Source organism: Dietzia sp. DQ11-38-2 (genome assembly GCF_014145055.1).
Classification (GTDB): Bacteria; Actinomycetota; Actinomycetes; order Mycobacteriales; family Mycobacteriaceae; genus Dietzia.
Map to the genome: position 1 here is coordinate 14,398 of NZ_JAALDW010000119.1, position 24,911 is coordinate 39,308.

24 protein-coding genes are annotated in these 24,911 nt (G+C 64.4%); 15 read left to right on the forward strand and 9 right to left on the reverse strand.

Annotated features, from left to right (window positions below):
• Window positions 1-18: 18 nt before the first annotated feature.
• Window positions 19-3,537: a MobF family relaxase gene (mobF, locus tag G6026_RS04620; RefSeq protein WP_231750623.1), complete on the reverse strand. Its 3,519-nt coding sequence runs from the start codon at window positions 3,535-3,537 to the stop codon at window positions 19-21.
• A gap of 247 nt (window positions 3,538-3,784) precedes the next feature.
• On the opposite strand from mobF, the gene G6026_RS04625 reads away from it, so the two are divergent.
• Both G6026_RS04625 and G6026_RS17100 read left to right on the forward strand, forming a co-directional pair.
• Window positions 3,785-4,156 (forward strand): hypothetical protein, encoded by a 372-nt coding sequence (locus G6026_RS04625; RefSeq protein ID WP_231750624.1) that lies wholly within the window; start codon window positions 3,785-3,787, stop codon window positions 4,154-4,156.
• A 331-nt stretch (window positions 4,157-4,487) separates the two neighbouring features.
• Window positions 4,488-4,712, forward strand: a complete 225-nt coding sequence (locus tag G6026_RS17100; protein ID WP_241725818.1) for a hypothetical protein — start codon at window positions 4,488-4,490, stop codon at window positions 4,710-4,712.
• A 78-nt stretch (window positions 4,713-4,790) separates the two neighbouring features.
• Here G6026_RS17100 and G6026_RS04635 read toward each other — a convergent pair whose 3' ends face one another.
• The gene (locus G6026_RS04635; RefSeq protein ID WP_063935027.1) at window positions 4,791-5,114 is read right to left on the reverse strand and encodes a hypothetical protein; all 324 of its coding nucleotides are present in this window, start codon (window positions 5,112-5,114) and stop codon (window positions 4,791-4,793) included.
• 137 nt (window positions 5,115-5,251) lie between these two features.
• The gene (locus tag G6026_RS04640; RefSeq protein WP_063935028.1) at window positions 5,252-5,830 is read right to left on the reverse strand and encodes a DNA-binding protein; all 579 of its coding nucleotides are present in this window, start codon (window positions 5,828-5,830) and stop codon (window positions 5,252-5,254) included.
• Between the two features lie 398 nt (window positions 5,831-6,228).
• On the opposite strand from G6026_RS04640, the gene G6026_RS04645 reads away from it, so the two are divergent.
• The 3 genes from G6026_RS04645 to G6026_RS04655 all read left to right on the forward strand — a co-directional run bounded on the left by G6026_RS04645 (window position 6,229) and on the right by G6026_RS04655 (window position 7,229).
• Complete coding sequence (locus tag G6026_RS04645; protein ID WP_063935029.1) at window positions 6,229-6,486, forward strand: type II toxin-antitoxin system prevent-host-death family antitoxin; 258 nt, start codon at window positions 6,229-6,231, stop codon at window positions 6,484-6,486.
• Window position 6,487: 1 nt separating this feature from the next.
• A complete protein-coding gene (locus G6026_RS04650) occupies window positions 6,488-6,745 on the forward strand; it encodes a Txe/YoeB family addiction module toxin (RefSeq protein WP_017836491.1) in 258 nt (85 codons plus the stop codon).
• Window positions 6,746-6,893: 148 nt separating this feature from the next.
• Window positions 6,894-7,229, forward strand: a complete 336-nt coding sequence (locus G6026_RS04655; protein WP_156607486.1) for an Lsr2 family protein — start codon at window positions 6,894-6,896, stop codon at window positions 7,227-7,229.
• A 522-nt stretch (window positions 7,230-7,751) separates the two neighbouring features.
• Here the strand turns inward: G6026_RS04655 and G6026_RS04660 are convergent.
• Window positions 7,752-8,381 carry a TetR/AcrR family transcriptional regulator gene (locus G6026_RS04660; RefSeq protein ID WP_156607488.1) on the reverse strand — a complete coding sequence of 210 codons (630 nt, stop codon included), beginning with the start codon at window positions 8,379-8,381 and terminating at the stop codon, window positions 7,752-7,754.
• A gap of 296 nt (window positions 8,382-8,677) precedes the next feature.
• Between G6026_RS04660 and G6026_RS04665 the strand changes: the two genes are divergently transcribed.
• On the forward strand, window positions 8,678-9,202 hold the full coding sequence (locus tag G6026_RS04665) for a PaaI family thioesterase (protein WP_156607490.1): 525 nt from the start codon (window positions 8,678-8,680) through the stop codon (window positions 9,200-9,202).
• Between the two features lie 149 nt (window positions 9,203-9,351).
• Here the strand turns inward: G6026_RS04665 and G6026_RS04670 are convergent, their stop codons facing one another.
• A complete protein-coding gene (locus tag G6026_RS04670; RefSeq protein WP_082924073.1) occupies window positions 9,352-10,353 on the reverse strand; it encodes an AraC family transcriptional regulator in 1,002 nt (333 codons plus the stop codon).
• A 118-nt stretch (window positions 10,354-10,471) separates the two neighbouring features.
• Between G6026_RS04670 and G6026_RS04675 the strand changes: the two genes are divergently transcribed.
• From G6026_RS04675 to G6026_RS04690, 4 genes are all read left to right on the forward strand, one after another.
• Window positions 10,472-10,792 (forward strand): 2Fe-2S iron-sulfur cluster-binding protein, encoded by a 321-nt coding sequence (locus G6026_RS04675; protein WP_067718080.1) that lies wholly within the window; start codon window positions 10,472-10,474, stop codon window positions 10,790-10,792.
• A 71-nt stretch (window positions 10,793-10,863) separates the two neighbouring features.
• A complete protein-coding gene (locus G6026_RS04680) occupies window positions 10,864-12,204 on the forward strand; it encodes a cytochrome P450 (RefSeq protein ID WP_067718083.1) in 1,341 nt (446 codons plus the stop codon).
• The gene (locus tag G6026_RS04685; RefSeq protein ID WP_107749264.1) at window positions 12,201-13,421 is read left to right on the forward strand and encodes an FAD-dependent oxidoreductase; all 1,221 of its coding nucleotides are present in this window, start codon (window positions 12,201-12,203) and stop codon (window positions 13,419-13,421) included. Before G6026_RS04680 ends, G6026_RS04685 begins: the two co-directional genes overlap by 4 nt.
• A 118-nt stretch (window positions 13,422-13,539) precedes the next feature.
• The gene (locus G6026_RS04690) at window positions 13,540-14,601 is read left to right on the forward strand and encodes a BtrH N-terminal domain-containing protein (RefSeq protein WP_107749263.1); all 1,062 of its coding nucleotides are present in this window, start codon (window positions 13,540-13,542) and stop codon (window positions 14,599-14,601) included.
• Between the two features lie 171 nt (window positions 14,602-14,772).
• Here the strand turns inward: G6026_RS04690 and G6026_RS04695 are convergent, their stop codons facing one another.
• Window positions 14,773-15,462: a TetR/AcrR family transcriptional regulator gene (locus tag G6026_RS04695; RefSeq protein WP_107749262.1), complete on the reverse strand. Its 690-nt coding sequence runs from the start codon at window positions 15,460-15,462 to the stop codon at window positions 14,773-14,775.
• A 118-nt stretch (window positions 15,463-15,580) separates the two neighbouring features.
• Here G6026_RS04695 and G6026_RS04700 point away from each other — a divergent pair, with 118 nt between their 5' ends.
• On the forward strand, window positions 15,581-17,158 hold the full coding sequence (locus G6026_RS04700) for an MFS transporter (RefSeq protein WP_156607492.1): 1,578 nt from the start codon (window positions 15,581-15,583) through the stop codon (window positions 17,156-17,158).
• A 143-nt stretch (window positions 17,159-17,301) separates the two neighbouring features.
• Here the strand turns inward: G6026_RS04700 and G6026_RS04705 are convergent, their stop codons facing one another.
• The gene (locus tag G6026_RS04705; protein ID WP_182612377.1) at window positions 17,302-18,105 is read right to left on the reverse strand and encodes a recombinase family protein; all 804 of its coding nucleotides are present in this window, start codon (window positions 18,103-18,105) and stop codon (window positions 17,302-17,304) included.
• A gap of 85 nt (window positions 18,106-18,190) precedes the next feature.
• On the opposite strand from G6026_RS04705, the gene istA reads away from it, so the two are divergent.
• Both istA and G6026_RS04715 read left to right on the forward strand, forming a co-directional pair.
• Window positions 18,191-19,852 carry an IS21 family transposase gene (gene istA, locus G6026_RS04710; protein ID WP_231750410.1) on the forward strand — a complete coding sequence of 554 codons (1,662 nt, stop codon included), beginning with the start codon at window positions 18,191-18,193 and terminating at the stop codon, window positions 19,850-19,852.
• Window positions 19,849-20,607, forward strand: coding sequence for an ATP-binding protein (locus tag G6026_RS04715; RefSeq protein WP_007633699.1), 759 nt, complete (start codon window positions 19,849-19,851; stop codon window positions 20,605-20,607). The genes istA and G6026_RS04715 overlap by 4 nt, the downstream gene beginning before the upstream one ends.
• A gap of 327 nt (window positions 20,608-20,934) precedes the next feature.
• Here the strand turns inward: G6026_RS04715 and G6026_RS04720 are convergent, their stop codons facing one another.
• Entirely contained in the window at window positions 20,935-21,324 is a 390-nt protein-coding gene (locus G6026_RS04720) for a heavy metal-responsive transcriptional regulator (protein ID WP_007928756.1), read from the reverse strand.
• Between the two features lie 105 nt (window positions 21,325-21,429).
• Between G6026_RS04720 and merA the strand changes: the two genes are divergently transcribed.
• Complete coding sequence (gene merA / locus G6026_RS04725) at window positions 21,430-22,830, forward strand: mercury(II) reductase (protein ID WP_156607459.1); 1,401 nt, start codon at window positions 21,430-21,432, stop codon at window positions 22,828-22,830.
• A gap of 489 nt (window positions 22,831-23,319) precedes the next feature.
• Here merA and G6026_RS04730 read toward each other — a convergent pair whose 3' ends face one another.
• Window positions 23,320-23,937, reverse strand: a complete 618-nt coding sequence (locus G6026_RS04730; protein WP_061712677.1) for a M23 family metallopeptidase — start codon at window positions 23,935-23,937, stop codon at window positions 23,320-23,322.
• 489 nt (window positions 23,938-24,426) lie between these two features.
• Between G6026_RS04730 and G6026_RS04735 the strand changes: the two genes are divergently transcribed.
• Window positions 24,427-24,911: recombinase family protein (locus tag G6026_RS04735; RefSeq protein WP_182612378.1), on the forward strand; the 485-nt coding region annotated here is incomplete at its 3' end.

A 24,911-nucleotide genomic window follows, 5' to 3' on the forward strand; every position in this document is an offset into this window, starting at 1 on the left:
CGAACGAGCAGGGGCGAGTCACCACAGGTCGGGGGAGGAGTCGGTAGACGGCCCCCATGGCCAGCTCGTCGTGGTGTGGGTCTCCGGGCCGCGTTCTTGTTCTGCGGCACGGTGGGCCAGATAGGACTCAGCGAAGTCGTCAGACGCTGCGGGCGCCGGCGCGGTGGTGAGCGAGCCGTATGTGGTCGCTAGCCACGCTGCCAGTTCGGTGTCGGTGGCCGGCGCGATTGGGGGAGGGGTGGGCAGGGCATCCCGGTCCCGCTCCTGGTTTGTCGCGTGACGTATCCGGTGCGCGATGACGGCCCCTGGATTGTCGGCGGTCTCCAGGTTCGCGGTGGCCTCGGCCCACAGCTCGCGGGGGTCGTGGCCGGTGGTGGCGGCGTCGGTCCAGGCTCGGGCGAGGGCGTCGTATTGGTCGCCTCCGGGCTCGAGGTGTCGGCCGTAGAGGCGCGGCAGGGCGTCGATGTACGTGGGCAGCGTGGAGCTGGTGAAGGCTTGGGCAGCGAGGTCGACGCCGTGGCGGTACAGCGCTTCAATGCGCGCCGGGTCGGTGGCGCCTGTCATCTCCTCGCGCAGTGTTGCGGTCGCGGAGGCTTGGTGGGTGTCGCGCCTGAGAATGGCGGCCAGTACCTCGGCGGCGGTGGGGGCGTCGTGGTCGCCGGCTGAGTGCATGTGGGCGTCCTCGGCAGACAGGTCGACCGTGGGTTCGCACACGGCGTAGGCGCGGTTCTCCTTCTTGCCGCGGGTCATCGCGACGTACAGGCCGGCACGGTCCACCGAGGTGTCGACGACTGCGTGGGTGACATCGACGGTGGCGCCCTGGGCACGGTGGATAGTCGTCGCGTAGCCCAGGTGCATGCTCTTGCTCGCGTAGCTGGCCGGCACGACCATCTCGTTGCCGGTGCCCCAGTCACGCACGCTTAGTGAGCCGTCGTCGGCGATGCCGGTGAGGGTGAATAGTTGGCCGTTGATCACCCGGCCGAGGTACTTGCTGTCGGAGGTGTAGAGCTTGGCGTTCTCACGGGCGATGATCGTGTCGCCGACGCCGACGGTGTCGCCTCGGGAAAGGCGCGTGGTGCGAGTGTCGTCGACGTGTCCGTGGGCGATCCGGTCGGCGCGGATGACCTCGTTGAGCGAGTCGACGTCGCTGTTGTTCGAGGCGATGACCAGGCTCTTGCGGCCGGCCTTGGTGTCGTCGAGGAAGGCTTGAACGGCGTCGGTGAGCATCTGCTCGCGGTGTCCGCCACGGATCCAGCCGCGGTGCGCGTAGAGGCCCAGGGCGTCGGTGTTGCCTTCGCGGAGGGCGAGCGTTGCCTCGGCCTGTTCGGTGTCTGCTCCCATGCGCATGACTTCGCTCAGTTCGACTGTTCCCGGGGTGCGGGTCAGGTCGGCGAACAGGCCGCCGGTCTCGACGGCGGCGAGCTGTTTGGGGTCTCCGATCAGGCGCAGGACGGCGCCGGATTCGGCGGCGATTTCGGTCAGCGCGGCGAGGTTTTCGGTGCTGGCCATGCCCGCTTCGTCGACTAGCAGCATGTCGCCGGGGCGGATGGTCACCGGCAGCGCCTCGAGGCTACGGCCCGGGGCGCATGGGTTGCGGCCGAGCCAGGTGAAGGTCACCGAGTCGATGGTGTGGCAGTCGGTGCCGATGTCCTCAGCCAGCACGCTGGCCGCTGCCGCGGAGGGCGCTAGACCGATGACGTGGCGGCCCGTGTTCTCCCACGCCTGCACGACCACTTTCATGGCGGTGGTCTTGCCGGTGCCGGCCGGTCCGACGCCGGCGGCGAGCAGGGTTCCAGCGCCGACGAGGTGGTGGGCCAGTTCCTTCTGGCCGGTGTTGAGCGGCCAGCCTGTGGTCCTGGCGTGGGCGGCAAGTGCCTTCTCGAGCGTGGCGCGGGATGCGATCACTGTCACCGGGGTGCGGGCTGCATCGAGGACGCGGGTCTCGGCGTCGAGCACGGCTTGGGTGGTGTACTTCTCCGCGTTGGCGTGCCGGTCGATTCCTGCGCCAGTGTGACCGGTCAGGGGCTCGGGCAGGATCAGTGGCTCAGGCGGCGTCAGCTCCACCATGAGCTCGCGAAGCGCGATGTCCATGACCTTGGCGTGGGCCTGGTCGAGGGCGCCTGAGGAGGCGAACCGGTAGCCCTTTAGAGCTGTGGATACCGCGGTGTCGACGTGCGACCGGCGGAACTGAGCGCGGCGTGACGACACCGACCTCACGGCCTGCTCAGCGACCTGTCGGGCGTGGCTGTCGGTGTCAAAAACCTTGCGCTGCGCATCGACGGTGGCCTGCTCGGTGACGTCGCGGACAACGGACGAGACGGCGTCGGCGCCGATGGCCTGCTCAGCCACCTGGCGCCACTTGGCACGGTGCTCATCGAGAGACTGGGCGGGCTTTTTGGCGTCGCGGGTATCGAGGATCGCCTTCTGCCACAGGGCGTACGCCGCTCGCTGGGTGGGCTGGCGTCCGTTCTTGTCTACGTACTCGGCAACGAGCTGCTCGTAGACCGGGCGCGCTAGCGCTCGACGCGTGGAGAACACGTCAATGAGACGGCGGTCGATGCCCTTGATTTCCCAGATCGGCGCTTTGTCCGGGTGCGGGTAGTGCGCCTCGAAGTCCAGACCCATCCGGCGGGAGAGTAGGTCGTGAAGGACAGCGTCGTAGCGAGCCGAGATCGCCTGGTGCATCTGGTGGATCGTGCGCGAATCCAGCGTGCGCCACCGACCGTCGGGGCCTTGCACCTTGTTGGCGATCAACACGTGCGAGTGCAGGTCCGGGTCTCCGCCACGGGTGTCGAAGTGCGTGAACTCAGCGGCGACGATGCCTCTGGTTTTCACCTGCTCGATGCCGCCGGCACCCACGCGGGTGTAGATCGCATTGTCCTCGGCCCATCGCAGGGCCTCGGCCACGGCCTCATGGTGTAGCGCAGCCACTTTCGAGGCCGTGCGTTCGTCGGACAGCGCCCACAGAACGCTGACACTTTTGACCGGTGAGAAGGTGAAATCGAAGCCGGCGACGGCCTGGCGGACCTTGTCTCGCTCGCGGTTTACCCAGGCGATGACGTCCTTGCCGGAGGCGTGTTCATAGCCGAACTCGTCGCGATAGAACGGGCGGGCCACGCTCTCGGCCAGTTGGTTTCTCTCGTCGGGAGTGGGGCGGCGCCCCTCGGCAGTGAGGAACGACTTTTCGGCGGCGGAGATCGCGGCGAGCACGGGGACATCTCCGGAGTACAGGGGGTAGGCCCGGCCCAGCTTGCAGGCGCCCAGACTCTTCCCTTCAGCCATCATCTGATCGGTGTCCGGGTGTAGCCCTTCGCCGTACAGGGCGGCCATTTGGACCTCTCCCACGACTGCGCCGGCGGTTGCTGTCTCAGAGAGCAGGCCGGCCAATCCGCTGCCGATCCACCGCCCGGGCGGTGTGCCCTTGGCCGCGTAGTAGTCCGACAGCGACTTTCCTTCGGGGTCAGCGTCATGGGTGGCGACCGAGCGCAGCAGGTACTGGTATCCAGTACCGGCGTGCACCGCTCGGAGGCTCATCATGAGCCCCAGCGTAGAGCCGCCGCGGGGCGGCGTCTACGCACGACGCGTCGGCGGCGCGCTGAGCAGCCGTTTTCCGGACGTCACTAGTAGTGCCTACTGTGTGAGGCTGTTTAATCGAGCGGTAGCGAGTGCTCAGTCTGGCCACGGCGGTGGCGTATCTACGGCGGCCGAAATGAGCAACGCGGTGGTCGGATGGGGGAGTGGTTGGTGCTCGCGGGTGTCGTAGGGGTGCTCTAGGGTTTGGGCCATGGCTGCTACGAAGACTGATTCGCGTTCCCAGACCGCGCGGGCCCGTGCCCGCCAAGCGATTGCCACCGAGCTCGAGCGGGCGCGCAAGCGCGAGTCCAAGCTTGTGGCGGTGTTCTCTGCGATCGATGCCCGCGCCGACGCCGAAGCCGCCCTGGGGGAGGCGCTCATCGTGCTCAAGGACCTCGGCGTTGCCCAGTCCGATCTGGCCGAGATGACCGGACTGTCCGCCCGCGAGGTCGGCGCCGCGATCCGCGCCGCGAAGGACCGTGCCGACGGCGAAGCCGCTGAAACAACGCCCGACTCCTCCATCGACGCAGACGCTTGCGGTGAGGACTCCCAGTCGGACAACAACGGTGCCCACGATCACTGACCCCCACCACGACCCGGGGGTCGTCGACATTCCCTTGCCCGGAATGGACCTCGGGACGGGGTCCCACACATCGGTGAGACGATCGCGTCCGTACGATCCGACACTGCCTCCCACCAGAGCCGCAATCACCGCGTTCTGGTCTCGCGTCGTCAAAGCACCCGCCGGCGGATGTTGGATCTGGACTGGAGCAATCTCCGATGGCTACGGCAGGATCAGCTGGCGATCAGGTGGGGTCAGCCGCACCGAGTACGCCCACCGTTTCGCACTTGTCATCGCCGGCGAGCTCGACGCGGGTGCGATTGGCGAGCACCGCTGCAACGAACCGCTGTGCGTGCGCGTCGATCCAGGACATCTCATCGCCTCCACTCAGTCGGCGAACCTGCTCTACGCGGTGGCCTGTGGCCGCACCGGGATCATCCGCAACCTCACCGAGCGCCACGATCGCCAGGCCCGCTCACTGGCCGTCCGCAACGCCGTGGCAGACGGCTGGGACCCGGTCGCCTACGCACGGGCATCCGGCAACGCCGCACCGCTCGACACACCCCCACTGTTCTGAAGGCTGCAGTACAGTCACCCCAAGAGATGGCCTCGCCGACGGCGGGGCCTTTCCTGCATCATCCCGACACGAGAAGTGTCAGCGGGCGGTGGCGAGACGTCGCCTCCGGCGCAGCTGCCAGTACTTCGGAATCGTCCAGCGAAGCGGGGTCTTGTCGATCACCACCAGGGCCAGCCTCGACCGGTAGTGCACGTCGTTGCGCACCGCGAAGGTCCAGTGCCCCACGAACCACGCCAGCACCCCGAGCGCCGCGACGGTCGGCGCCCAGGTGCTCGACTGCATCACTCCGAAGAACCCGATCACCGCACAGATCCCGCCGATCCTCCGGGCCAGCGGCGGCGCCAACAATGCAGCAACGACGACAACAGCTGACGCCTGCAGCGCGGTCTCCAGATCCCACATTCCACACTCCTGTCGCTAACGCCTTCCCTCCGCGGCGCCACACGGGCCGCGGCGCTCCACAGACCTCACGGCCGGATCGGCTGTCAGTGTGGCTTTCCCCTCCGACAGTCAGTGCGTTTCGTGCTCTGGCGGGCTGGCTATGACTGGCCCGGTTGATCCGACTGGCCTGGCTTGCGAGCGTTATCGCGCAGCGAGTCCAGGACTTCCCGCAGTGTGTCCGAGGTGGCCTCCGCCCGGACTCGGGCCCGGTCGGACTCCTCGGCCTTGGCGCGCGCGTCGCTGGCGTCTTTGAGCGCGGTGGCGAGCTGGTCGCGCAGATGATCGAGCTCGACGCGCACTGCCTCGAGCTCGCCGAGGGCTCGGTCGCGAGACGCGACCGCCTCGTCTCGCTCGACGGCAGCCTGCTCGGCCGTCTCCAAGGCGTGGGCCTCACCCGCGCGAGCAGCATCGAGCGCCACCGCGACCTGCTCGTCCGCCTGCTCCGCGGCCCGCTTCCACGCCGCAGCCCACACCGAGGCCACCATCGCCGACATCGCCTCCGACAAATCCGGCGCCTCGGGCACATCTCCGGCCGCCCCGCCGGCATGCTCGCGCATCCACGCGGCCACCTCGCCGATCCGCACCCCCGCTTCGCGCTGCACGGACCGCACGGTGACCTTCTCGCCCCGCGCGAGGAGCACCCCATACGCCCTGGCGATCTTCTCCGACGTCGACATGACAGTCCCTCCGGCCCGGGTACACGGTAACGAGTAACAGGTAATGTTTCTAGTTACCCACGTTACCGAAGCCCGCGTTCGATGGGTAGTCCGTGCGAGGTGTGGCGCGGTGACCGTGGGATGTGTGTCCGTCGCCGCGGGTACCACCGGCGACGAGCCAGATAAGGCCCGCAGGCGGCGCGCGGCGAGCGTGGCGCTATCCGGCGGTGAGGTTGTAGATATCCAACCCGCCCCGCCAAGGCGGCATTGTCGGCCAGCGGCGCGACCGCAGGAGCCCCCGAAGCCACCGCTGCGCCATCCGGTTTTTCGGGCTTCGGCCTACAGAGCACCGGACGCGGGAAGTCACATGGAGCACCAACTCCGCGTCCTGTACACTTTCACGTACAGAAGGGGTTGAGATGAAGACAATGAGCTACACCGAGTCCCGGGCCCGCTACGCCGAGGTCCTCGACGGGGTCACCAACGACCGCGAAGAGGTCATCATCACCCGCGCCGGCCACGAACCGGTGGTCATGGTCTCCCTCGACGACTACGAGTCCTTGCGCGAGACCGCCCACCTCATGCGATCACCGGCCAACGCCCGCCGCCTGCTCGATGCGATGGAGCGCCTCGAGTCCGGCCGCGGCCAAGCGCGCGACCTACTCGACACCGACTGACGTGCTACTCGTCTGGGACGACAACGCCTGGCAGGACTACCTCTGGTGGCAACAACAGGACCGCAAGATCCTCAAACGCATCAACCTGCTCCTGCAAGACATCACCCGCAACGGCAACGAAGGCATCGGCAAACCCGAACCCCTCAAATACGACTTCGCCGGATACTGGTCCAGACGCATCACCGACGAGCATCGCCTGGTCTACAAAGTCACCGAAACCGAAGTCCGTATCGCCACCTGCCGCTACCACTACGGATAAAGCGCCCATACCAGCTCGAACTTCTCGGTCCTTCCAATCCGGGAGTCGGTCGGCAGCGAAAAGCATGTGTGCCCGCGATTCACTTTTGCACTCGGGCGCATCCTGCAACTCTGCCCAGAACACAACACCGAAACCCGAAGGACCAGCGATGGCTCAGAAGTTTCACGTCAGGTACCTCGACGACATCGACGGGGCCGATCTCGGAGACCACGCGAACACCATCTCGTTCGCTGTCGAGGGCAAGGAATACTCGATCGACCTCAGCGACGACAACGCCCAGGCATTCCGAGAGGCCGTTGCCCCTTATATCGAGGCCGGCCACCGCGTAACAGGAAAGAACGCCAAAACCGCGCGCAAGGCCACCAAGACCCCATCCGCCGACCTCAAGCCCATTCGTGAATGGGCCAAGGCCAACGGCTACGACGTCTCCGACCGCGGACGCATCCCCGCCGACGTCATGGACGCCTACTCCGCCGCCAACTGAGGCTCAAGCCGAACAGGTCGCCCCGAAGCACGTCGATGATCACTCTTGTCGCCATCGGCATCAAAATACCTCCAACCAGCAGTTATGTTAACGCCGATAACTTACGTTATGACAAGTAGACGATGCCGAGTTGTGAATCTCGCGAACTCGACCGCTCCCCGAACTGCTCGCACGTTCGTCCGGTCTCGCACTGGCAACTCGGCACCTCAGAACTCGGCACTTCATCAGCAGGCGCGGTGGGCGCGACTGGTGGAGCTGCTCGGTCTGAGGCTGTGCGCGATTCCGTTGCCCCCTGTGTGGGCGTGGTCGGAGACATTCCGAAAGCCGACCTTCTTGCCCCACACGGGCATATCGCCGTCTGGCGGGTTCGCCTGCGACAGATAGGCAACGGCGTGCCACAGGATCTCGTTTTCTTGCCCCTAAGAGTGGAGTCCACTGTGGCCGTCACGCGGCAACTATTCTCGACTGCGGCTGCTCGCGGCATCGTCCGGCCTCGAAGCCAGCGACTTACCATGACCAAGGTCATTGCGGCGTTCCTTGCGGTGCCAATGTCTCGGTGACGCGAACACTCAGTTCCGGCTTGTCGTCGCCTTCGGTGTGAGTGAACGTCCCAAGATGGGACCACATCGAGTCCACGAGCGGCTGGAGGAACAAACGGCCCAGCTGAGTGACGATGACGTCGACCACCTGAACAGCATCGGCGCGGACCCTAGACGCCGCACCAGACTGCCGCATAGCTATCACTTCCCGGTGTGTCAGCTCGGTGAGCCGTTCGAGTAACTCACCTCGCTGACCGCCGGGATCTAGCAATGAGCGGCGCAGGTAGTTCACCACCTCGGGACGCCTGACCAGCATGTCGGCAACCGCGTCGTTGCGGATCCGGGCGATGTCGGCGCCTGGGATGTCCACGGGCGCCGAGGCAAGTGCGGTAGCGAAATGCTCTACGACCAGTCGCTCGACCGCCTCGCGAAGGCCGTCCTTCGTGCCGTAGTGATGGACCACGAGACCCACCGTCACTCCGGCCGCGGTTGCCACGGTTCGCAACGAAGTGCCGTCCTCGCCGTTGGCGGCGTAGAGATCCAGTGCGGCGTTGCGGATGCGCGCCTTGGCAGTGAGATCCTGGCCCGCGGCGCCTGGTGCGGAACGATTCACGCGGTTCCCCTTCAGTTGCGGTCGAGCCTACGGACCCCAAACTAGACTATACGTCGGTACCGCATACTGTATGTTCGTACAGTACATGGTGTCCCGGCTCAGTCGGCCTTGTCGACCTGACTATCGTGCCGTCGGCAGCCAGTTGCTCAGGCCACCCGCATCGGGCCTCAGGGCCCCTTGGACGTCCCGGTCAAAGGTTGGGTCACGGGTCGGACGTGCGGGTGTCGGCGATATCTCCGTCGCCATGAGCAGAGGTGTCACACCCAGTACAACTTCATCGACAGGAAGGTCTGGACATGGACACATTTCGCGACAAGGCCGGCGGGCCGATAGGTACCGATATCGACACCTGGGTGCGCTCGTTTACGCGCATGGAATCCGGTTCCTCCGAGCTTCCTCCCCACCACCCCAACTGCCTTGGCTGTGGACCAGAGAACCCGAATGGTCACTTCCTCTCGGTACGGCGTGACGGAGACGGCGTCGTCGCACACCACCAGTTCGACCAGCGCCACGTCGGGGCACCGGGCATTGCACACGGCGGCGCGGTAGCGACCGTGATTGACGACCTCTTCGGCTTCTTGCTGTATTCGGTCGGCGAGCTCGCCGTGACGCGCCGTCTCGAGCTCGAGTATCTTGCGCCAGCACTACTCGACACCCCGTACATCCTGCGCGCTGCAGTTCGGTCTCGCGATGGCCGGAAATTGGACCTCAAGTCCACGATGGAGGATGCAGAGGGCCGCACTGTTATTACTGCCACTGCCCTGTTCATCGTGGTCGAGGTTGAACACTTTTTGCAGTCACAGAGAAACTCGAGGGCTTAGGCCAAACTCACCGCCGCGAGCACCAGGCCCGAATACGTCGAGGGTGTCGGCGGAGCCTGAAGCTATTGAACGCCACGCCCAAAGAAAGGGCGAAGCGGAAGGCACCGTGCATTGCCAGTTGCCCTGTACGAGTCAACCAAGTGGCAGCGCTACCTACGACGGAACCCCGTCGGCGGGTGGCCGGTCCAGTGCTTGAAAGCGTGTGAAAAGCTGGCGAGGTCGCTGTAACCGAGGTCCGTGGCGATCTCGCTCGCGGACACAGATCCGTCCAGTAAACGAAGAATCGCGTACTCACGAATGACCGACTGGCGCAGTCCGCGATAGGTCATCCCTTCCTCAGAGAGGCGCCGCTTAAGTGTGCTCGTAGAGATGGAGAGTTCGTCTGCAATCCACTGACTTCCACAATCTGCGGGACGCTTCTCTATCAGACGTCTCACCTTGTCCGAATACGAGGCGATTTTACTCCGCTCGTCGAGCCTTCGCTGCAAGTCACTGATAGCGAGTCGATACGCCACGGGGTCAGAGAACCGGCAGACGTGATTGACCGCGTCAACGGGAAAATGCAGAATGGACAGTGAAGCGTCAAATACCAGGCGACCAGCTAACCGATCCTGATCCACGGGCAGACCTTCCGGAGCGGGCCAACCCAGTGAGAGTGTGATGTCTGGTGCATCGCCAACGAGTATATTCAGCAGCCTCAGCAGGACCGCACCACAGTAGGTGACCACTAGGGAGTCTAGGACTCGATCGCCCGTCTGCCCATTGAGCGCGACAGACACTCCGTGTCCACCTGCGTAGAACTGCGCACTCAGGGCTGGGGTTATTAGCGGCAGGTAGGCAAGCAATTCCAATATCTCGCCTGCGGAACCTGCGCTTACTAGTGGGACGCTTAATGGTCCGAAGGACGTCAGATGAGCATGCTGGGCGAACGCCAAACCGAGGGTCGTTGCTTGGTCGACGTCGAGGTCGGGCAAGGCTTCCCTGATCCACCGCAGGGGAACTTGGGCGTTGATGGCAAGAAGTGACTCGACGTCGCTTCGCTCACGATCCATGATCTCGCGAAACCGTGCAACGGCGTCTTGCTCCAGAACTGGGCTCTCAAGTAACTGCGCGAACACGAGCGGTGGCACGCCCTCGCGATCAAGATTCATCGCCCCCGCCTTCTGAGCCAAATTAACAAGCTTCTGCCCTCAATCAACCTAGCCGCAGTCGTCGTTGTTAGCAATGCTGTGAGCAGCTATTACCCGAACAACCATGCAGGAGCCAGCGATGACAGTCGTAACCTTCGTCTCACATGAGGGAGAGAAGCACGTGGTGCCCTTAGAGGAGGGGCAGTCACTCATGCGGATCGCCGTCAACAACGCGGTGCCCGGGATTGACGCTGACTGCGGAGGCGAAGCCGCGTGCGGCACGTGTCATGTCATCGTTGATCCGCAGTGGTCCGAACAGGTCGGCCTCTCGGGAGCAAGTGAAGAGGAAATGCTCGCAATGAACCCGGAAAGGCTGCCGACCTCTCGACTGTCGTGCCAGATGACCGCGTCCGCGGATTGGGACGGCCTGGTCGTCCAGGTGCCAGAGTTCCAGATGTAACGACGAAGGGATCAAGAGTCGTGTCAAGCAATCATGTAGAAGTCGGGGACAGAATCCGGTCGGCCATCCCGATGGATCTTCAGATCCGGGGCGCCCATCTGTACGACAGGACTCGGCGCTGGGTGACAAGGACGAATGGGAAGAAGCTCTTCGTAGAGAGTCCCATTCCTCCCGTCGAGGATGTCGAGCTCGCCGACATCGACCTCAGTAATCCCTTTCTCTATCGCCAAGGCCGCTGGCAGTCCTACTATGAGCGCCTGCGAAACGAGGCTCCGGTCCACTTTCAGCCCAACAGTGCGTTCGGGCCGTTCTGGTCAGTGACCCGACATGAAGACATCATCGCGGTCGATAAGAACCATGAGGTCTTCTCCGCCGAGCCGATGATAGTGATCGGGGCCCCGCCTCGTTTTCTCGATATTGAGATGTTCATCGCGATGGACCCACCGCGCCACGACGTGCAGCGAGCAGCTGTGCAGGGGGTGGTGGCGCCGAAGAACCTGCGCGAGATGGAGACGCTCATTCGGTCTCGGGTTCGCGAGGTACTAGACGACTTGCCGGTGAATCAGCCGTTCGATTGGGTCCAGGCTGTCTCGATCGAACTGACAGCTCGAATGCTCGCGACGCTCTTGGACTTCCCATACGAGGAACGTCACAAACTCGTGTACTGGTCAGATATTGCAACTTCGTTCGAGGAAGCGAACGGTGGTCCTGCGGACCTCGACGAGACGTTCGACGGAATGCGCGAGATGGCGAGCGGTCTGAGTTCTCTGTGGTACGACAAGAAGGCTCGGTTAGCAGAGGGGGAGGAACCCGGTTTCGACCTGGTCACCATGCTGCAGAGCAACGAGAACACCAAGGATCTGATCGACCGCCCGATGGAATTCATGGGCAACTTTGTGCTGTTGATCGTCGGAGGGAACGACACGACCCGGAACTCGATGAGTGGTGGCGTTCTGGCGCTGAACCGGTTCCCAGACCAGTTCGAAAAGCTCAAGTCCAACCCTGACCTGATCCCCAACATGGTCTCCGAGATAATCCGGTGGCAAACGCCGCTGGCCTACATGCGCCGAATCGCCAAGACTGACACTATCTTGAACGGTCAGTTCATCCGTAAGGGTGACAAGGTCGTGATGTGGTACGCCTCAGGCAACCGCGACGAGCGTGTGTTCGAGCGGCCCGATGACTTCATCATCGACCGGGCCAACGTCCGCAACCACATCTCCTTCGGGTTCGGCGTACACCGGTGCATGGGCAACCGACTGGCCGAAATGCAGCTGCGGATCCTCTGGGAAGAGCTGCTCCCCCGCTTCGAGAACATCGAGGTCGTCGGCGAACCCGAGTACGTGCAGTCCAACTTCGTGCGGGGTATCAGCAAGATGATGGTGCGCCTCACCCCGAAATCCGGAACATGACATCGCAGCGAGCCCTCATCATCGGTGCCAGCCATGCCGGAGCCCAACTCGCGGCGAGCCTACGGCAGGACGGGTGGAGCGGTGAGATCGTCCTCATCGGCGAGGAGCCCACGGTGCCCTACCAGCGCCCGCCACTGTCGAAGGCGTATCTCGCCGGGAAAACCACCCTCGACGAGATCACCATCCGCAGTTCGGACTTCTACTCCAAGCAGCGAATCCAGCTTCTCAACGCGCACGTGGAGGCGATCGACCGCTCGGCTGGGCACATCGTTATGAGCACCGGCGACACACTGACATACGACAAGCTCGCGCTGTGCACGGGAGCCCGCCCTCGTCAGCTCCGCGTTCCTGGGGCCGAGCTCGCCGGGGTCCATTACCTTCGTACCGCCGCAGACGTCGAGTTGATCCGCACGTCCGCCGCCCCCGGGCGGCGGGTGGTGATCGTCGGGGGCGGCTACATCGGACTTGAGACGGCCGCCTCACTACGGGCACTGGGCCTGGAAGTCACCGTGCTCGAGGCGACCACTCGCGTCCTCGAGCGGGTCACTGCTCCCGACGTATCAACGTTCTTCGAGCGGATCCACCGAGAGGAGGGCATCGATATCCGAACGGGCGCCAAAGTCGCAGCATTAGTCGGAGACGATTGCGTCCGCGAGGTCACACTATCTACTGGCGAGTCGATTCCGACTGATCTGGTCATCGTGGGTATCGGTGTTGAACCGAGAACAGAACTCGCCGAGGCGGCGGGCTTGACCCTGAACGATGGTGTGGTGATCGACGAGCACGCCCGAACCAGTGACCCAGCCATCGTTGCCGCCGGAGACTGTGCCAGCAAGTACATCTCTCGATACGGTCGCCGAGTCCGGCTGGAGTGCGTACCCGGAGCAACCGATCAGGCGAAACTCGCCGCGGCTACCCTTTGCGGGAAGTCCAAGAGCGCAGTGTCGCTGCCCTGGTTCTGGTCAGATCAATACGATCTCAAGCTGCAGATCGCCGGTCTCAACACCGGTTACGACGAAGTCGTCCTCAGCGGTGACCCCACCCGGGACCGCGACTTCAGCTGCTTCTACCTCCGTGATGGCGAACTCCTTGCTGCAGACTGCATCAATCGTCCCCGTGATTTCATGCTCAGCAAACAGGTCATCACACAGCAGCGTCCTTTCGTCCGGACCGATTTCGCCCATACGGGTTCTCCCGATTCCTTGCGCAATGGGTAAGCCAGTCCCGAGCGAGACTCGCACGGTCAGCGGCGGAGCCTCGACGAACGGCGCTGACATCCCACTGGCGCAGCAAGAGCCCGGTTCGTACCCGCCCGCCGTTCAGAAAGGAACTCTGATGACTCGCCAGACGCTCATCGAGAACTATCCACACCGGGTCGGGGGGCACTGCGGCTCAGCCGCGATGCGAGACCTCCTGCACTGGCAAGGCCTCGGCTGGGAAGAACCGCCCGAGGAAGGTCTCGTCTTCACCCTCGGGGGGTCACTTGGCCTGTCCTACTTGCACTCGAGCGACCTCTTCCCACCGCTTTATCTGGTAGGGAGAGACTCCGATTTCGAAGTAGATCTCCCCCATCGACTGGGCGCACAGGTCCAAGTGCTCACGACCGACGATCCCCGAGAAGGATGGTCGTGGATCAGCCAGGAGATCGATGCCGGAAGGCCAGCCCTGATATGGGGCGACATTGCAGAGTTGCCCTACCTGCGGGTTCGGCTCCAAATGAGTCGCCACGATATCGTGGTAATTGGTTACGACGAGGCGGAGAGGATCGCCTTCGTTGTTGACAACGACCGTGCCGAGGTCCAAAAGGTTTCGTTCGACGCTCTCGCTCGAGCACGGTCGTCGATGTCATTCCCACAACCGACACGTCACACCACGTACCGCATCGCCTGGCCGCATGAGTTACCAGACCTTGCGCAGGTTGCCGCAGCGGCTTTCCGTCAATCGGCAGCGAACATGCGCCACCCAACTCCGCCCGGAGTCGTCGATCTCACGACCGCGGTGAGCGGTTCCGAAGGCTTAGCAGCGGTCGCCCAGCTCGCCGCTGATGTCCGGACTTGGTCCCATCTACCGGCTGACGAACTCGAGATCCTCTTATTCAGCTTGAGCGCTTTCATCGAGAAGGCCGGCACCGGAGGTGGCCTGTTCCGAAAGCTGCTCGCTGACGGCTGCGCGGACGTGGCACGTTTGACCGGTGACCTCGCGACCGAAGATCTCGCCGTAGTCGCCAGACACTGTGCACAGACATGGACGGAGGCCGGCCGAGCCGGGATCGAGCACGAGGTCGATGTGCGTACTCGGCTGGAACGTGTGGCTTCGGCGGTTAGCCTCCTGCCCACGCTCGAGCTTCAACTGGCTGAAGCTCTGGAGTCAGCTTCGCGATCGCTTGCAGCAGCCTGACTAATCGGGAAGTCAAAACTGGACGGTAGAAGTTCCGGCCGCACTCAGACTGCAGCGGATGGCTCGCCGCAGCACGCACCGAAACGACCGGGCTCTAGGGTTGCCTCGCCACCTCCCCAGCGACCTCGGCGATCGAGCGGTCACACCCATCCGACAAGAAGAAGCCCCGATTTAGCGAGATCCGCCGGCGCCAGGGCGGTTCAGGCCGTGGCTGGATTCGGCCGGGATGGGTTCGCCTCCCTGCTTGCGGGCAGCAAGAAAATCATCAACGAGTTGCACGCATCCGTCGTGGTCGACGGTGCAGAGCCCAGTAAGGCGAGCGAACACGACGGGACCCAGGAGTTGAACGATCGCGAAGGTGGTGTCGACGTTGCCGAGCTGTGCTCGAACGTCAGGCTGTGTGAGGATGCGGTCAAAGGGCTGCCGGTATTCCTCGATGACTCGACTGCGCAGTGAGGTGATCGCGGCCGAATCGGCAGGATCGCTGCCGCCGACTGATCCGATTGACAGCCAAGCCAGAGTTGTAATGTTCAGCGGCGCCTGGTCAATCAGGTCAGCTTGGGCCGTGAGAAGCGCGATGAGTTGGTCGCGTACCGACCCACTGGCGGTAGAGACCTCGACGCGAGGCAACAGCCGCTCGAAGGACGCTGCAAGCAACTGGGCGGTGCCGCCGAAATGCCGATAGAGCGTGGCCCGCGCAACCTTTGACATTCGAGTGACCGCCTCGACGGTAACCGCCTCTACACCGCCAGTGCTCAGAAGATGCGTAGCAGCGTCGAGCAATCGTTTTCGTGAGCGCAGCAGTCGCGGATCGAGCTGATCGTCGTCCGTAGCGGGCCGGTCAGCACTCCAGTCGTTCACGCTCTCCCCCTTCGGCCGACGGTCACTTCTCGTCCAAGCTAACCTGTCCAGCCAGCCGGATACTGTGATACTACTTGTCTCAGACCAAGACCGACCATCTCACAGCAAGGGGCCGGCGATGAACTCACCGCAACAGACCATCACCGAGTCATCCCGGTGGACCCGAGCTGAATGGTGGATGCTCACGGTGTCGTGCCTGGCCGTGGCGTTGGTGGTCGCGGCCATGGCCGCGCTGTATTCGGCATTACCGCAGATTGCGGTAGAGACTGGAGCGACGCAAGCCCAGCTGACCTGGATCGTCGATGGCTACACGCTGGTACTGGCGTGCCTGGTCCTGCCCGCTGGAGCGATCGGTGACCGCTACGGCAGACGGGCGGTTCTCGTAATAGGTCTGGTGATATTCACCTTGGCGTCCGCACTTCCCCTACTGCTGTCTGACCCGGCGTGGTTGATCGCTGCGCGAGCGATTGCCGGGGCGGGCGCTGCGCTGGTAATGCCCTCGACGCTCTCGATTCTGACTGCTGGTTTTGCCGCCGTTCATCGCGGCCGAGCAGTAGGTGTGTGGGCTGGAGTCGCCGGCTCCGGAGCAGTGTTAGGCATCCTCGGCGCCGGGGTGTTGCTTGAGCGCTGGTCGTGGGTGTCGGTATTTGTTGGACTGACCGCAGCGGGAGCCCTACTGGCCGCGCTGGCATGCACGATCGCTGAGTCCAGCCAGCATGATCACCCTCCCGTGGACTGGGTGGGCGCGGCGGCAGCTGCAGTCGCGGTTGCGGGAATCGTATTCGCCACGATCGAGTTTCCAGCGCGGGGTTGGGCCGACCCGATCGTTCTCGCCAGCGCCGGGGCCGGCATGTTGGCGACAGCCTTTTTTATCCTGATTGAGCTGCGATCCTCGGCCCCCTTGTTGGATGTTCGGTTGTTCGCCAAGCGCGGCTTCAGCGCCGGCTCGTTGTCGGTGGCCATCCAATTCTTGGTCACTTTCGGGGTATTCCTACTCCTGGTGCAGTACCTGCAACTGATCCTGGGATACGGACCGCTGGCCTCGGCGTTGGGATTGGTGCCGATGACGGTCCCCCTGATCGTGATCTCGGTGATCGCCCCCCGACTGTCACAGCGATTTGGACTACGAGTGATGACCGTCGCCGGTCTGGTGACCATCGCAGTTGGCCTGATGCTGGTCAGCCGGATGACCGTCGACGCACGTTACCTCGACCTGCTATGGCCGCTGTTGATCATGAGCGCAGGGCTCGGACTATGCACAGCCCCAGCGACCTACGCGATCATCGCCGAAACTCCGGAGAGCAAACACGGGGTCGCCGCCGCAGTCAACGATGCGGCCCGCGAGATCGGCGCTGCGATGGGGATCGCAGTGGCCGGCAGTGTGCTGGCCGCCGGATACACCCGCCACATCCAACCCGCCCTGCCTCAGTTACCCGAACCTGCCCGCGGTCCGGTCTCCGACTCCCTGGCCGCCGCCCTAGAGATCGCCGCACAAGCCGGACCAATGGCGCAACCATTGGTCGACTACGCCAAAGAGGCATTTGTCAACGGCAGCAGTCAGGCCACACTTACGTTGGCAATCCTCACCGCCGCAGCCGCAGTCTTGCTAGCGATCCTTGCCCCGGGCACTGCTCCGCGCGACCACAAGACCACGGCCAGTTCCACAGCACCGCCACACCGGGACAGCGTCGGATAGGTGGCCCGTCCGGCTTCCGGCTGCACTGACTCGTGCCTGGAGAAACTGCGCAAGGTCAGCAAGAACCGCGGTCCCTCCCGAGTGCCGAATCTCGGCGGTCGAGCTGCTGTGGCTAGCGATACCCACCATCTTCAGGGCGGGGGTCAGTGGCTGGTGCGTCCACGCCCGCCCGCTTCAACGCGCTGTAGTGCGCGGTAGAGCGTGGATCGGCCAACTCCGAGATTGCGGGCGATCACTGATGGCCCCTCCCCTGCCTCGATGCGGGCCCGGGCTTTGTCGACCTGCTCGGCGGTCAGGACTCGCTTACGACCCTTGTACTTGCCCTTCGCCTTAGCGATGGCAATGCCCTCGGCCTGACGTTCACGAATGATGGCCCGCTCGAACTCGGCGAACGCCCCGAGCAGCGAAAGCATCAGATCGGCTCGAGGATCTTGGGCGCCGGCGGCGTAGGTAGCCCGTTCATGGACAAACTCCACACTCGCGCCCTTGGCAGTGACCTCACCAACGATCTGCTTGAGATCGACCAGGGAACGAGCGAGTCTGTCCATTGACGCGACCACCAGCTCGTCACCGTCCCGGAGATACCTAATGCACTCTTCGAGCTTCACGCGATCGGCACGCGAGCGAGCGGACTGTTTCTCGACGTAGGCCCGGTCGCACTCCCCCACCGCCTCGAGCTGACGCGCCTCATTCTGATCCGCAGCCGACACCCGCACATACGCCACCCGCTGACCGCGTGGACGCGAGGCCCGGCGAACCGACGTCGGATCCGGCTTCGGCTTCTCCTCGACGATGTTCTCCGAGTCCGTTGACTCCACCCGAAGGCTCCAGTCCAACTCGTCTCGGCGACGGAACCGAGTCCGCATCTTCCCGCGGCTGACGATGAGTGTTAGGGACGTGCTTCGGATAGCAGGGTTCTGATGATCGGGTAGCGCGAGTATGAGCATCGGATAGCGGTGCCGGTCCTCGTGTGCTCGTGTCGGTTCTACGCGTGGCAACCAGGCTGCGCGTGGATCCGAACAGGAGGCACGGGTGACTGATTACCGATTGGTGATGTCGCTACTGCTGCAGGACAGGTCCTACCGGGACATCGAGGCGATCGCGGGTTGCTCGCATCGCACGGTCGCGAAGGCGAAGAAGGTCTGCCACGAGCACGGGTTGACCGCCACGAGCCAGGTCGAGGCGCTCAGCGTCGAGGAGATCGACGTCTTGTTCGCCGATGGGCGCAAGACGCCGTCGAAGGAGTTCGTCGCCTTCGACGTGGCGGCTGCCGTGAAGAAGCGCACGGGCAAGAAGAAGCTGCCGCTGCGGGTGCTGTGGGCCAACTACCTCGACACTGACGGCACGCCGGGGCAGCGGCACTACAGCTACCAGCGGTTCTGCCAGATCATCGGCGAGTACGTCGAGGTCAACGAGCTGACGATGCGGATCACGCACGTGCCCGGGCACACGATGCAAGTCGACTGGGCGGGCACGAAGATGGCCATCTTCGATCCCGTCACCGGCACCAAGACCACAGTGTCGGTGTTCGTGGCGTCGCTTCCGTACTCGGGGATGGTCTTCGCCTGCGGCTGTCTGGACGAGAAGATGCCGAACTGGCTCGACGCGCACTTGCGGGCGTTCGAGTACTTCGGCGGCGCGGCGCAGGTGATCGTCCCGGACAACGCCTCGACGGCGTCGAACCAGATCGCCCGCGGTGACCGGGCCCGCGAGGTCAACCGTGAGTACCGGGACTTCCTCGAGTATCACCAGACCGCTGCCGTGCCCACTCGGCCGGTGCGCCCGACAGACAAGGGGAACGTCGAGGCCGGAGTGAAAGTGGTGACGAACTGGGTGATTGGACGCCTGGCCGATCGGCGCTTCGCGAGCCTGGACGATGCGAACGACGCGATCGCCGCCGAGGTGGAGGCGATCAACGACCGGACCCCGTTCCGCGGCCAGAAGACCAGCCGCCGGGAGCTGTTCACCGAGCACGAGCAGTCGGAACTGTTCGACCTTCCCGAGGCCCGCTGGCAGCCAGTCATCTGGAAGAAGTCCAAGGTCAACAGGGATTACCACGTGGAGATCGCCACGGTGAAGTACTCGGTGCCCTACACCTTCGCTGGCCAGCACGTCGATGTGAAGATCACCGGCCCCACACTCACGGTCATGGCTGGCGGGGAGGTCATCGCCTCCCACGCCGTCTCCGGTAGGCGACATTCCTTCGTGACCGACCCTGACCATGTTCCCGCGCAGCATCTGCAGACCTCGGACCTATGGTCGCGGGCGTACTTCGTGCGCCAGGCCCACAAGATCGGACCGCACACCGTCGCCGCGATCAGCGAGGTCCTCGATCGCCAGCGGATCGAGGCTCAGGGCTATCGCTCGTGCCAGAACATCCTCGCCCTGGCCCGCGGGGACAACAAGATGCTGCTCGAGCGGGCCTGTGGCCAACTCGTCTCCGAGACCTCCCGCCGGGCGATCAGCTACACCGCCGTCAAGCAGCAGCTGGCGGCCCTGAGGACCCAGGCCGCCGCCCGGCCCACCACCACGCAGCCGGCGGTGGCGGCTACGACGGACCGGCTGGAGCCGCCACCGGGTCGGCGAGATACCACCGGGGCGCATCTGGCCGGGCCCGAGCAGTTCAGCCTCGCCGCCCTCACAGGAGGCCCGAGCCCGAGCAGCGGCACCGCGGGGCAGGAGGAGCTGCAGTGACTGATCGTCATCTCACCGACGCCGACATGCCACTGTTCACCCAGTTGCGGATGACCGCGTTCGGCCAGACCGTCATCGACTTGGCCAACGATCCCGCCTGCGACGAGTGGACCTTCTCGGAGAAGATCTTCCACGCCCTGGACAAAGAGATCACGGCCAGGCAGGAACGCCGGACCCAGAAACTACTCAAGGCCTCCAGATCGCCAAACCCTGACGCCTGCGTAGAAGAGATCCGCTACCTGCCTGACCGCAACGTCAACCGCGAGCTAATCGCACGACTTTCCAGCTGTCAATGGATCGACGCCACTCGTAATCTCGTCGTGCTCGGCCAGTCCAGCGTGGGCAAGACCTACCTCGCCCAGGCACTGCTCAATGCCGCGTGCCGAAAGTACTACACCGCGAGGTTCTTCCGACTCGACGACCTGGCCAACCGGCTCGCCGTTCTGGAGCCGACCTCGCAGCGCAGGCTGGACTTCCTCACCGACCTGCACAACTGCGACCTGCTGGTTCTCGATGACTTCCTGACCACGCCGGTGGCTCCGCACACAGCGGCGGAGCTGCTCAACATCCTTGCCGCTCGGGAAGGCCGGGGCTCGACTCTGGTGACCTCGCAGTTCGATCCGCCCGATTGGTACAAGTCGCTCCAAGACGCGGTCATCGCCGAATCGATCCTCAACCGGATCGTCGCCGGCGCCGAGATCATCGCCCTCGACGGCCCGAACATGAGACGACACCTCGCCACGGCAACGCCATAGCGGCCCAGCGGTCGGACGGGCAGATGCCGCTATCCGATGCCCGTCCGACCGCTACCCGATCATCAGAACCGCGCTTTCCGAAGGGCGTCCCAAACAACGATGAGCACCTCCTCGCCACCGTCACCCGAACGGTCAAGCAATGTCCCGATCCGATCAGCCACCAGAAGACCCTTTCGCCGAGCAGATGTATCAATACACCCTAGACCCAACGGGACGACGTTTCATAAATAGCAAAACACACTGTGGCTTTCGCCGTTATATGGCGGGGTTCTGTCGACGCTCTGTGGCGGCATCTGCTCATGGCGATACACGCGAGCACCGGTCTGGTCACAGATAGCGGCAGACGGTCGTGGTGTCGCATTTGGTGGGGTCGCTGGTGGTGGCACTGTGGTGAAGGTGCGCGACGGTGTGTCGCAGTGCTTGCAGGTCGGCGATTTGGCGGTCCAGGTCGCCCAGGTGGGCTTCGAGCAGGGCGTGCACGTGCTGGCAGGGTGCGACTCCGGCGTCGCGGATGTCGAGGATCTCGCGAATCTGGGCCAGGGTGAGCCCAGCGGTGCGGCCGCGGCGAACGAAGTCCAGGCGCGCCAGGGCCGCAGGGGTGTAGTCGCGGTATCCGTTGGCGGTGCGCTCAGGCGCAGGTAGTAGGCCGGCTTCTTCGTAGAAGCGCAGCGTCTTGGTTGTGGTGCCGCTGGCCACGGCCAACTCACCGATGCGCACAGTGGCCCCTTTCTCGGCTCTCGTCCATGTTCGCCTTGACCTTCCCCTGCGCTGGAACGTCCACTATGGACGCTGAAGAGGGGTCACGCGAAGGAAGGTGGGCAAATGGGTGTGGACTACGACGTCGATCTGGCCGTGATCGGCTCAGGAGGCGCGGCGATGTCCGCCGCCATCGCGGCCAGCCAGGCCGGTAAGAGCGTCGTGCTGGTTGAGCGCGGTGTTCTGGGCGGGACGTGCGTGAACATCGGCTGCGTGCCGTCCAAGACGCTCCTGGCGGCCGCCGGGGCCCGGCACGCCGCGCTCACCAATCCCTTCAAAGGTGCCCCAACGTCAGCCGCACCGGTGAACCTCGGCGATCTGGTGGCCCAGAAGGACGCACTCATCGAGCGCCTGCGTGATGCGAAGTACGCCGATGTGGCCGCTGCCTACGGCTTCCAGGTCCGCCCAGGCCAGGCCAGCTTCCTGGACGGGGACACCCTGGCCGTCGACGGCCAGGCGCTGCGGGCCCGGGCCTATCTGGTCGCCACCGGTGCCACCCCCGCCATCCCGGAGGTGGTCGGTCTCGACTCTGTGGACCGGCTGACGTCCACCACCGCGATGCAGCTGACCGAGCTGCCTGAGTCCCTGGTCGTTATCGGTGGCGGGTACGTCGGGATGGAGCAGGCCCAGCTGTTCGCTCACCTCGGCACCCGGGTCTCTGTGGTCGGGCGTCTGGCGCCGCACGCCGAGCCGGAGCTGGCCCAGAGACTTCGGGAAGTCTTCACCGACGACGGCATCACCGTGGTCGAAGAGCGCGCGACCACTGTGGCCCGCGAACTAGGCCCCGCAGGAGAGGTGGTGGTGACCACGGACTCGGGCGAACAGGTGCGCGGCGCGCAGGTCCTGGTGGCCACCGGACGCCTGCCCCGCACCGACGGCCTGAACCTGGCCGCTGCCGGTGTGGACGTGGACGAGCGCGGCTTCGTCGTGGTCGACCAGACCCAGCGCACCTCCAACCCGCGCGTCTGGGCCGCCGGTGACGTCTCGGGGGCTCCCCAGTACGTCTACGCCGCCGCCGCCGGCGGTCGGGCCGCCGCGCTCAACGCCCTGACCGAGGACAGGTACCCGCCGGCAGCTCGGGTCGACTACGCCGGCTTTCCTGCGGTCGTGTTCACCCGGCCCCAGCTGGCCTCGGCGGGGTTGACCGAGGACGAGGCCCTCACCCGAGGGCACGCGTGCGACTGCCGCGTCCTGGACCTGTCCGATGTCCCCCGGGCGCTCGTCCAGCACGACACCCGCGGGGCGGTGAAGCTCGTCGCCGACGCCGTGAGCGGCAAGGTTCTGGGCGTGCACGCTCTGGCGGACGGGGCCGGGGAGATCATGCTGGCGGCCACCTACGCCATCAAAAGCGGCATGACCGTCGACGATCTGGCCGACACCTGGGCGCCGTACCTGACCATGAGCGAAAGCCTGCGCATCGTGGCCGGCCTCTTCCGAAACCAGATGCCGACGTCATGCTGCGCCTGAAACCCGCGGCCCCAGCGGGGTGGACGAGGGCTCCCGCGGCGGCCCGCCTGGCGCCGTGAATGTGCCTTAAAAACCTACAGTTTTTCAAGACACTCGGCCCCGCCCTAGACACCGGCCTGTGACTTGCTCCGATAGATGACGCGTTCTTCGCGACGGTGAATGTCGCGTCCGAAGCTCGAGGGGACGTGACCACGAGACTAGGGCTGAGCAGCAGTCAACTCAGCGATATCCGGTTGTGTGTGAGCCGCAGTGGCAGCTGTCACGAAGGTCTCGCTGCTAAGTGTCCGGCGCCGCTGTGTCGGCCGCGTTGATCCCGTCGGCGAGTGGTTGCCGAGACAGCGACCTTCCAGCCGGGTTACCACGTCAACGCGGCGGCGGCCTCGTACCGGTGTCGAGCGATCCTCTCGGGTCTTCGCGACCAGCTCAGCAGTTGCCCGTATCCAGCGACGGGATCGAAGGAGGGTCGGATCCTAGGTGCGCGGGATGCCGTCACGCGGTGGCGTCGATGACGTCGCCATTGCGTGGGAGCAAGCCGTTGAAGGTGAGGCGGACTGCATTGGCGCGAGCGATGTCAGCGGTGTCGATCGCTTGGACATGAACGTGCGGTTCGGTGCTGTTCCCGGAGTTCCCGCATTGCCCGAGCACGTCACCGACCTGTACGTGCTGTCCTGGCTGTACGCGCACGCTGCCATGGACGAGATGGCAGAGGGCTACCACGATTCCGCCGCTTTCGATGAAGACGTGGTTGCCGGCAAGCGCTACCCATCCTGCCTGTGCTCGACGTTGCTGGGTGAGGGCGTAGCCGATCGAGGGGAATCCGCGATGCGCGGGATGGTCCGGCTCGACGTCGTGTGCTGCGATCACGACTCCCTGCACAGGTGCCAGCACGCTGCGCCCGAAGCCCGGGAATCGCTCCGGGCGTTCGGAGCGCAGCAACGAGCCGAGCGTGATGGGCGCGGAGCGTCCCGCGTCGTTGACGGGCACGAAGTCGATCGCGTACGACGTCGCGAACAACGCTGTGCCGTGGCTGGGCACGCGATTGGCCGGGCTGTTCTGGACGAGCCATCGACCTGTGAATGGGTACTCGAGGTCAAGGAGGTCGGCCACCCGGTTTCCTTTCTTGGTCAGACGCGACGACTGTGAAGCGAGGATGCAAGCCTCCCCGTGGCGCTACTCGACGCTCCCACTAGCCTCCCACCTATCCATCCCCCAGGCGGTTGATTCTCGCCCGCGGTCGACATCGCAGGGTGTTCCGCAAACGACCGTTCATGAGTCAGCCGCCTCTCTTGTCAGATTCAGAAGTCGGCGGCACATCAACCTAGATCTCACCTGGCGTAGTGCTGTCAGGTTCTGAACGCTGGTAGTTCAATACTCGTGTGCACCTCGGCGCCTTCTGCTCAATAGCCCTGTTCTCAAAGATGGGCGACGGGTCGGCGACGATAACGACATTCCCACTCCCCCAGTCACAATAACCATCGTCACCACCATTTACATGACGTAGAATGAGTGACGGATTAAGTGACTCCTTTCGATCCGTCGCCAAGAGGCTGAGATCCTGTCACGTAAACGAACGAATAAGTGACGGAGGTGGCGGCAGTGTTAGTCGGGTACATGCGGGTCTCGAAAGCCGACGGTTCTCAGAGCACGGATCTACAACGGGATGCGTTGCTTTCGGCTGGCGTCGAGACCGATGCCCTGTATGAGGACAAAGCCTCCGGCAAGAAGGAGGATCGGCCAGAGCTGGCCTCCTGCTTGAAAGCTCTCCGATCCGGCGACACCTTGATCGTGTGGAAGCTGGATAGACTCGGCCGAGACCTCCGGCACCTGGTCAACATCGTTCACGATCTGACCGAGCGAGGCGTAGGCCTGAAGGTCTTGACCGGGCAGGGCGCGGCGATCGACACCACCACCGCATCCGGAAAACTGGTGTTCGGCATCTTCGCCGCGCTAGCCGAGTTCGAACGCGAACTCATCTCGGAGCGCACTAAAGCCGGGCTGGAGTCGGCGCGAGCTCGAGGTCGCAAGGGCGGTCGCCCGTACAAGATGACCCCGGCCAAGGTAGTAGTGCCCCATAGAGTGGT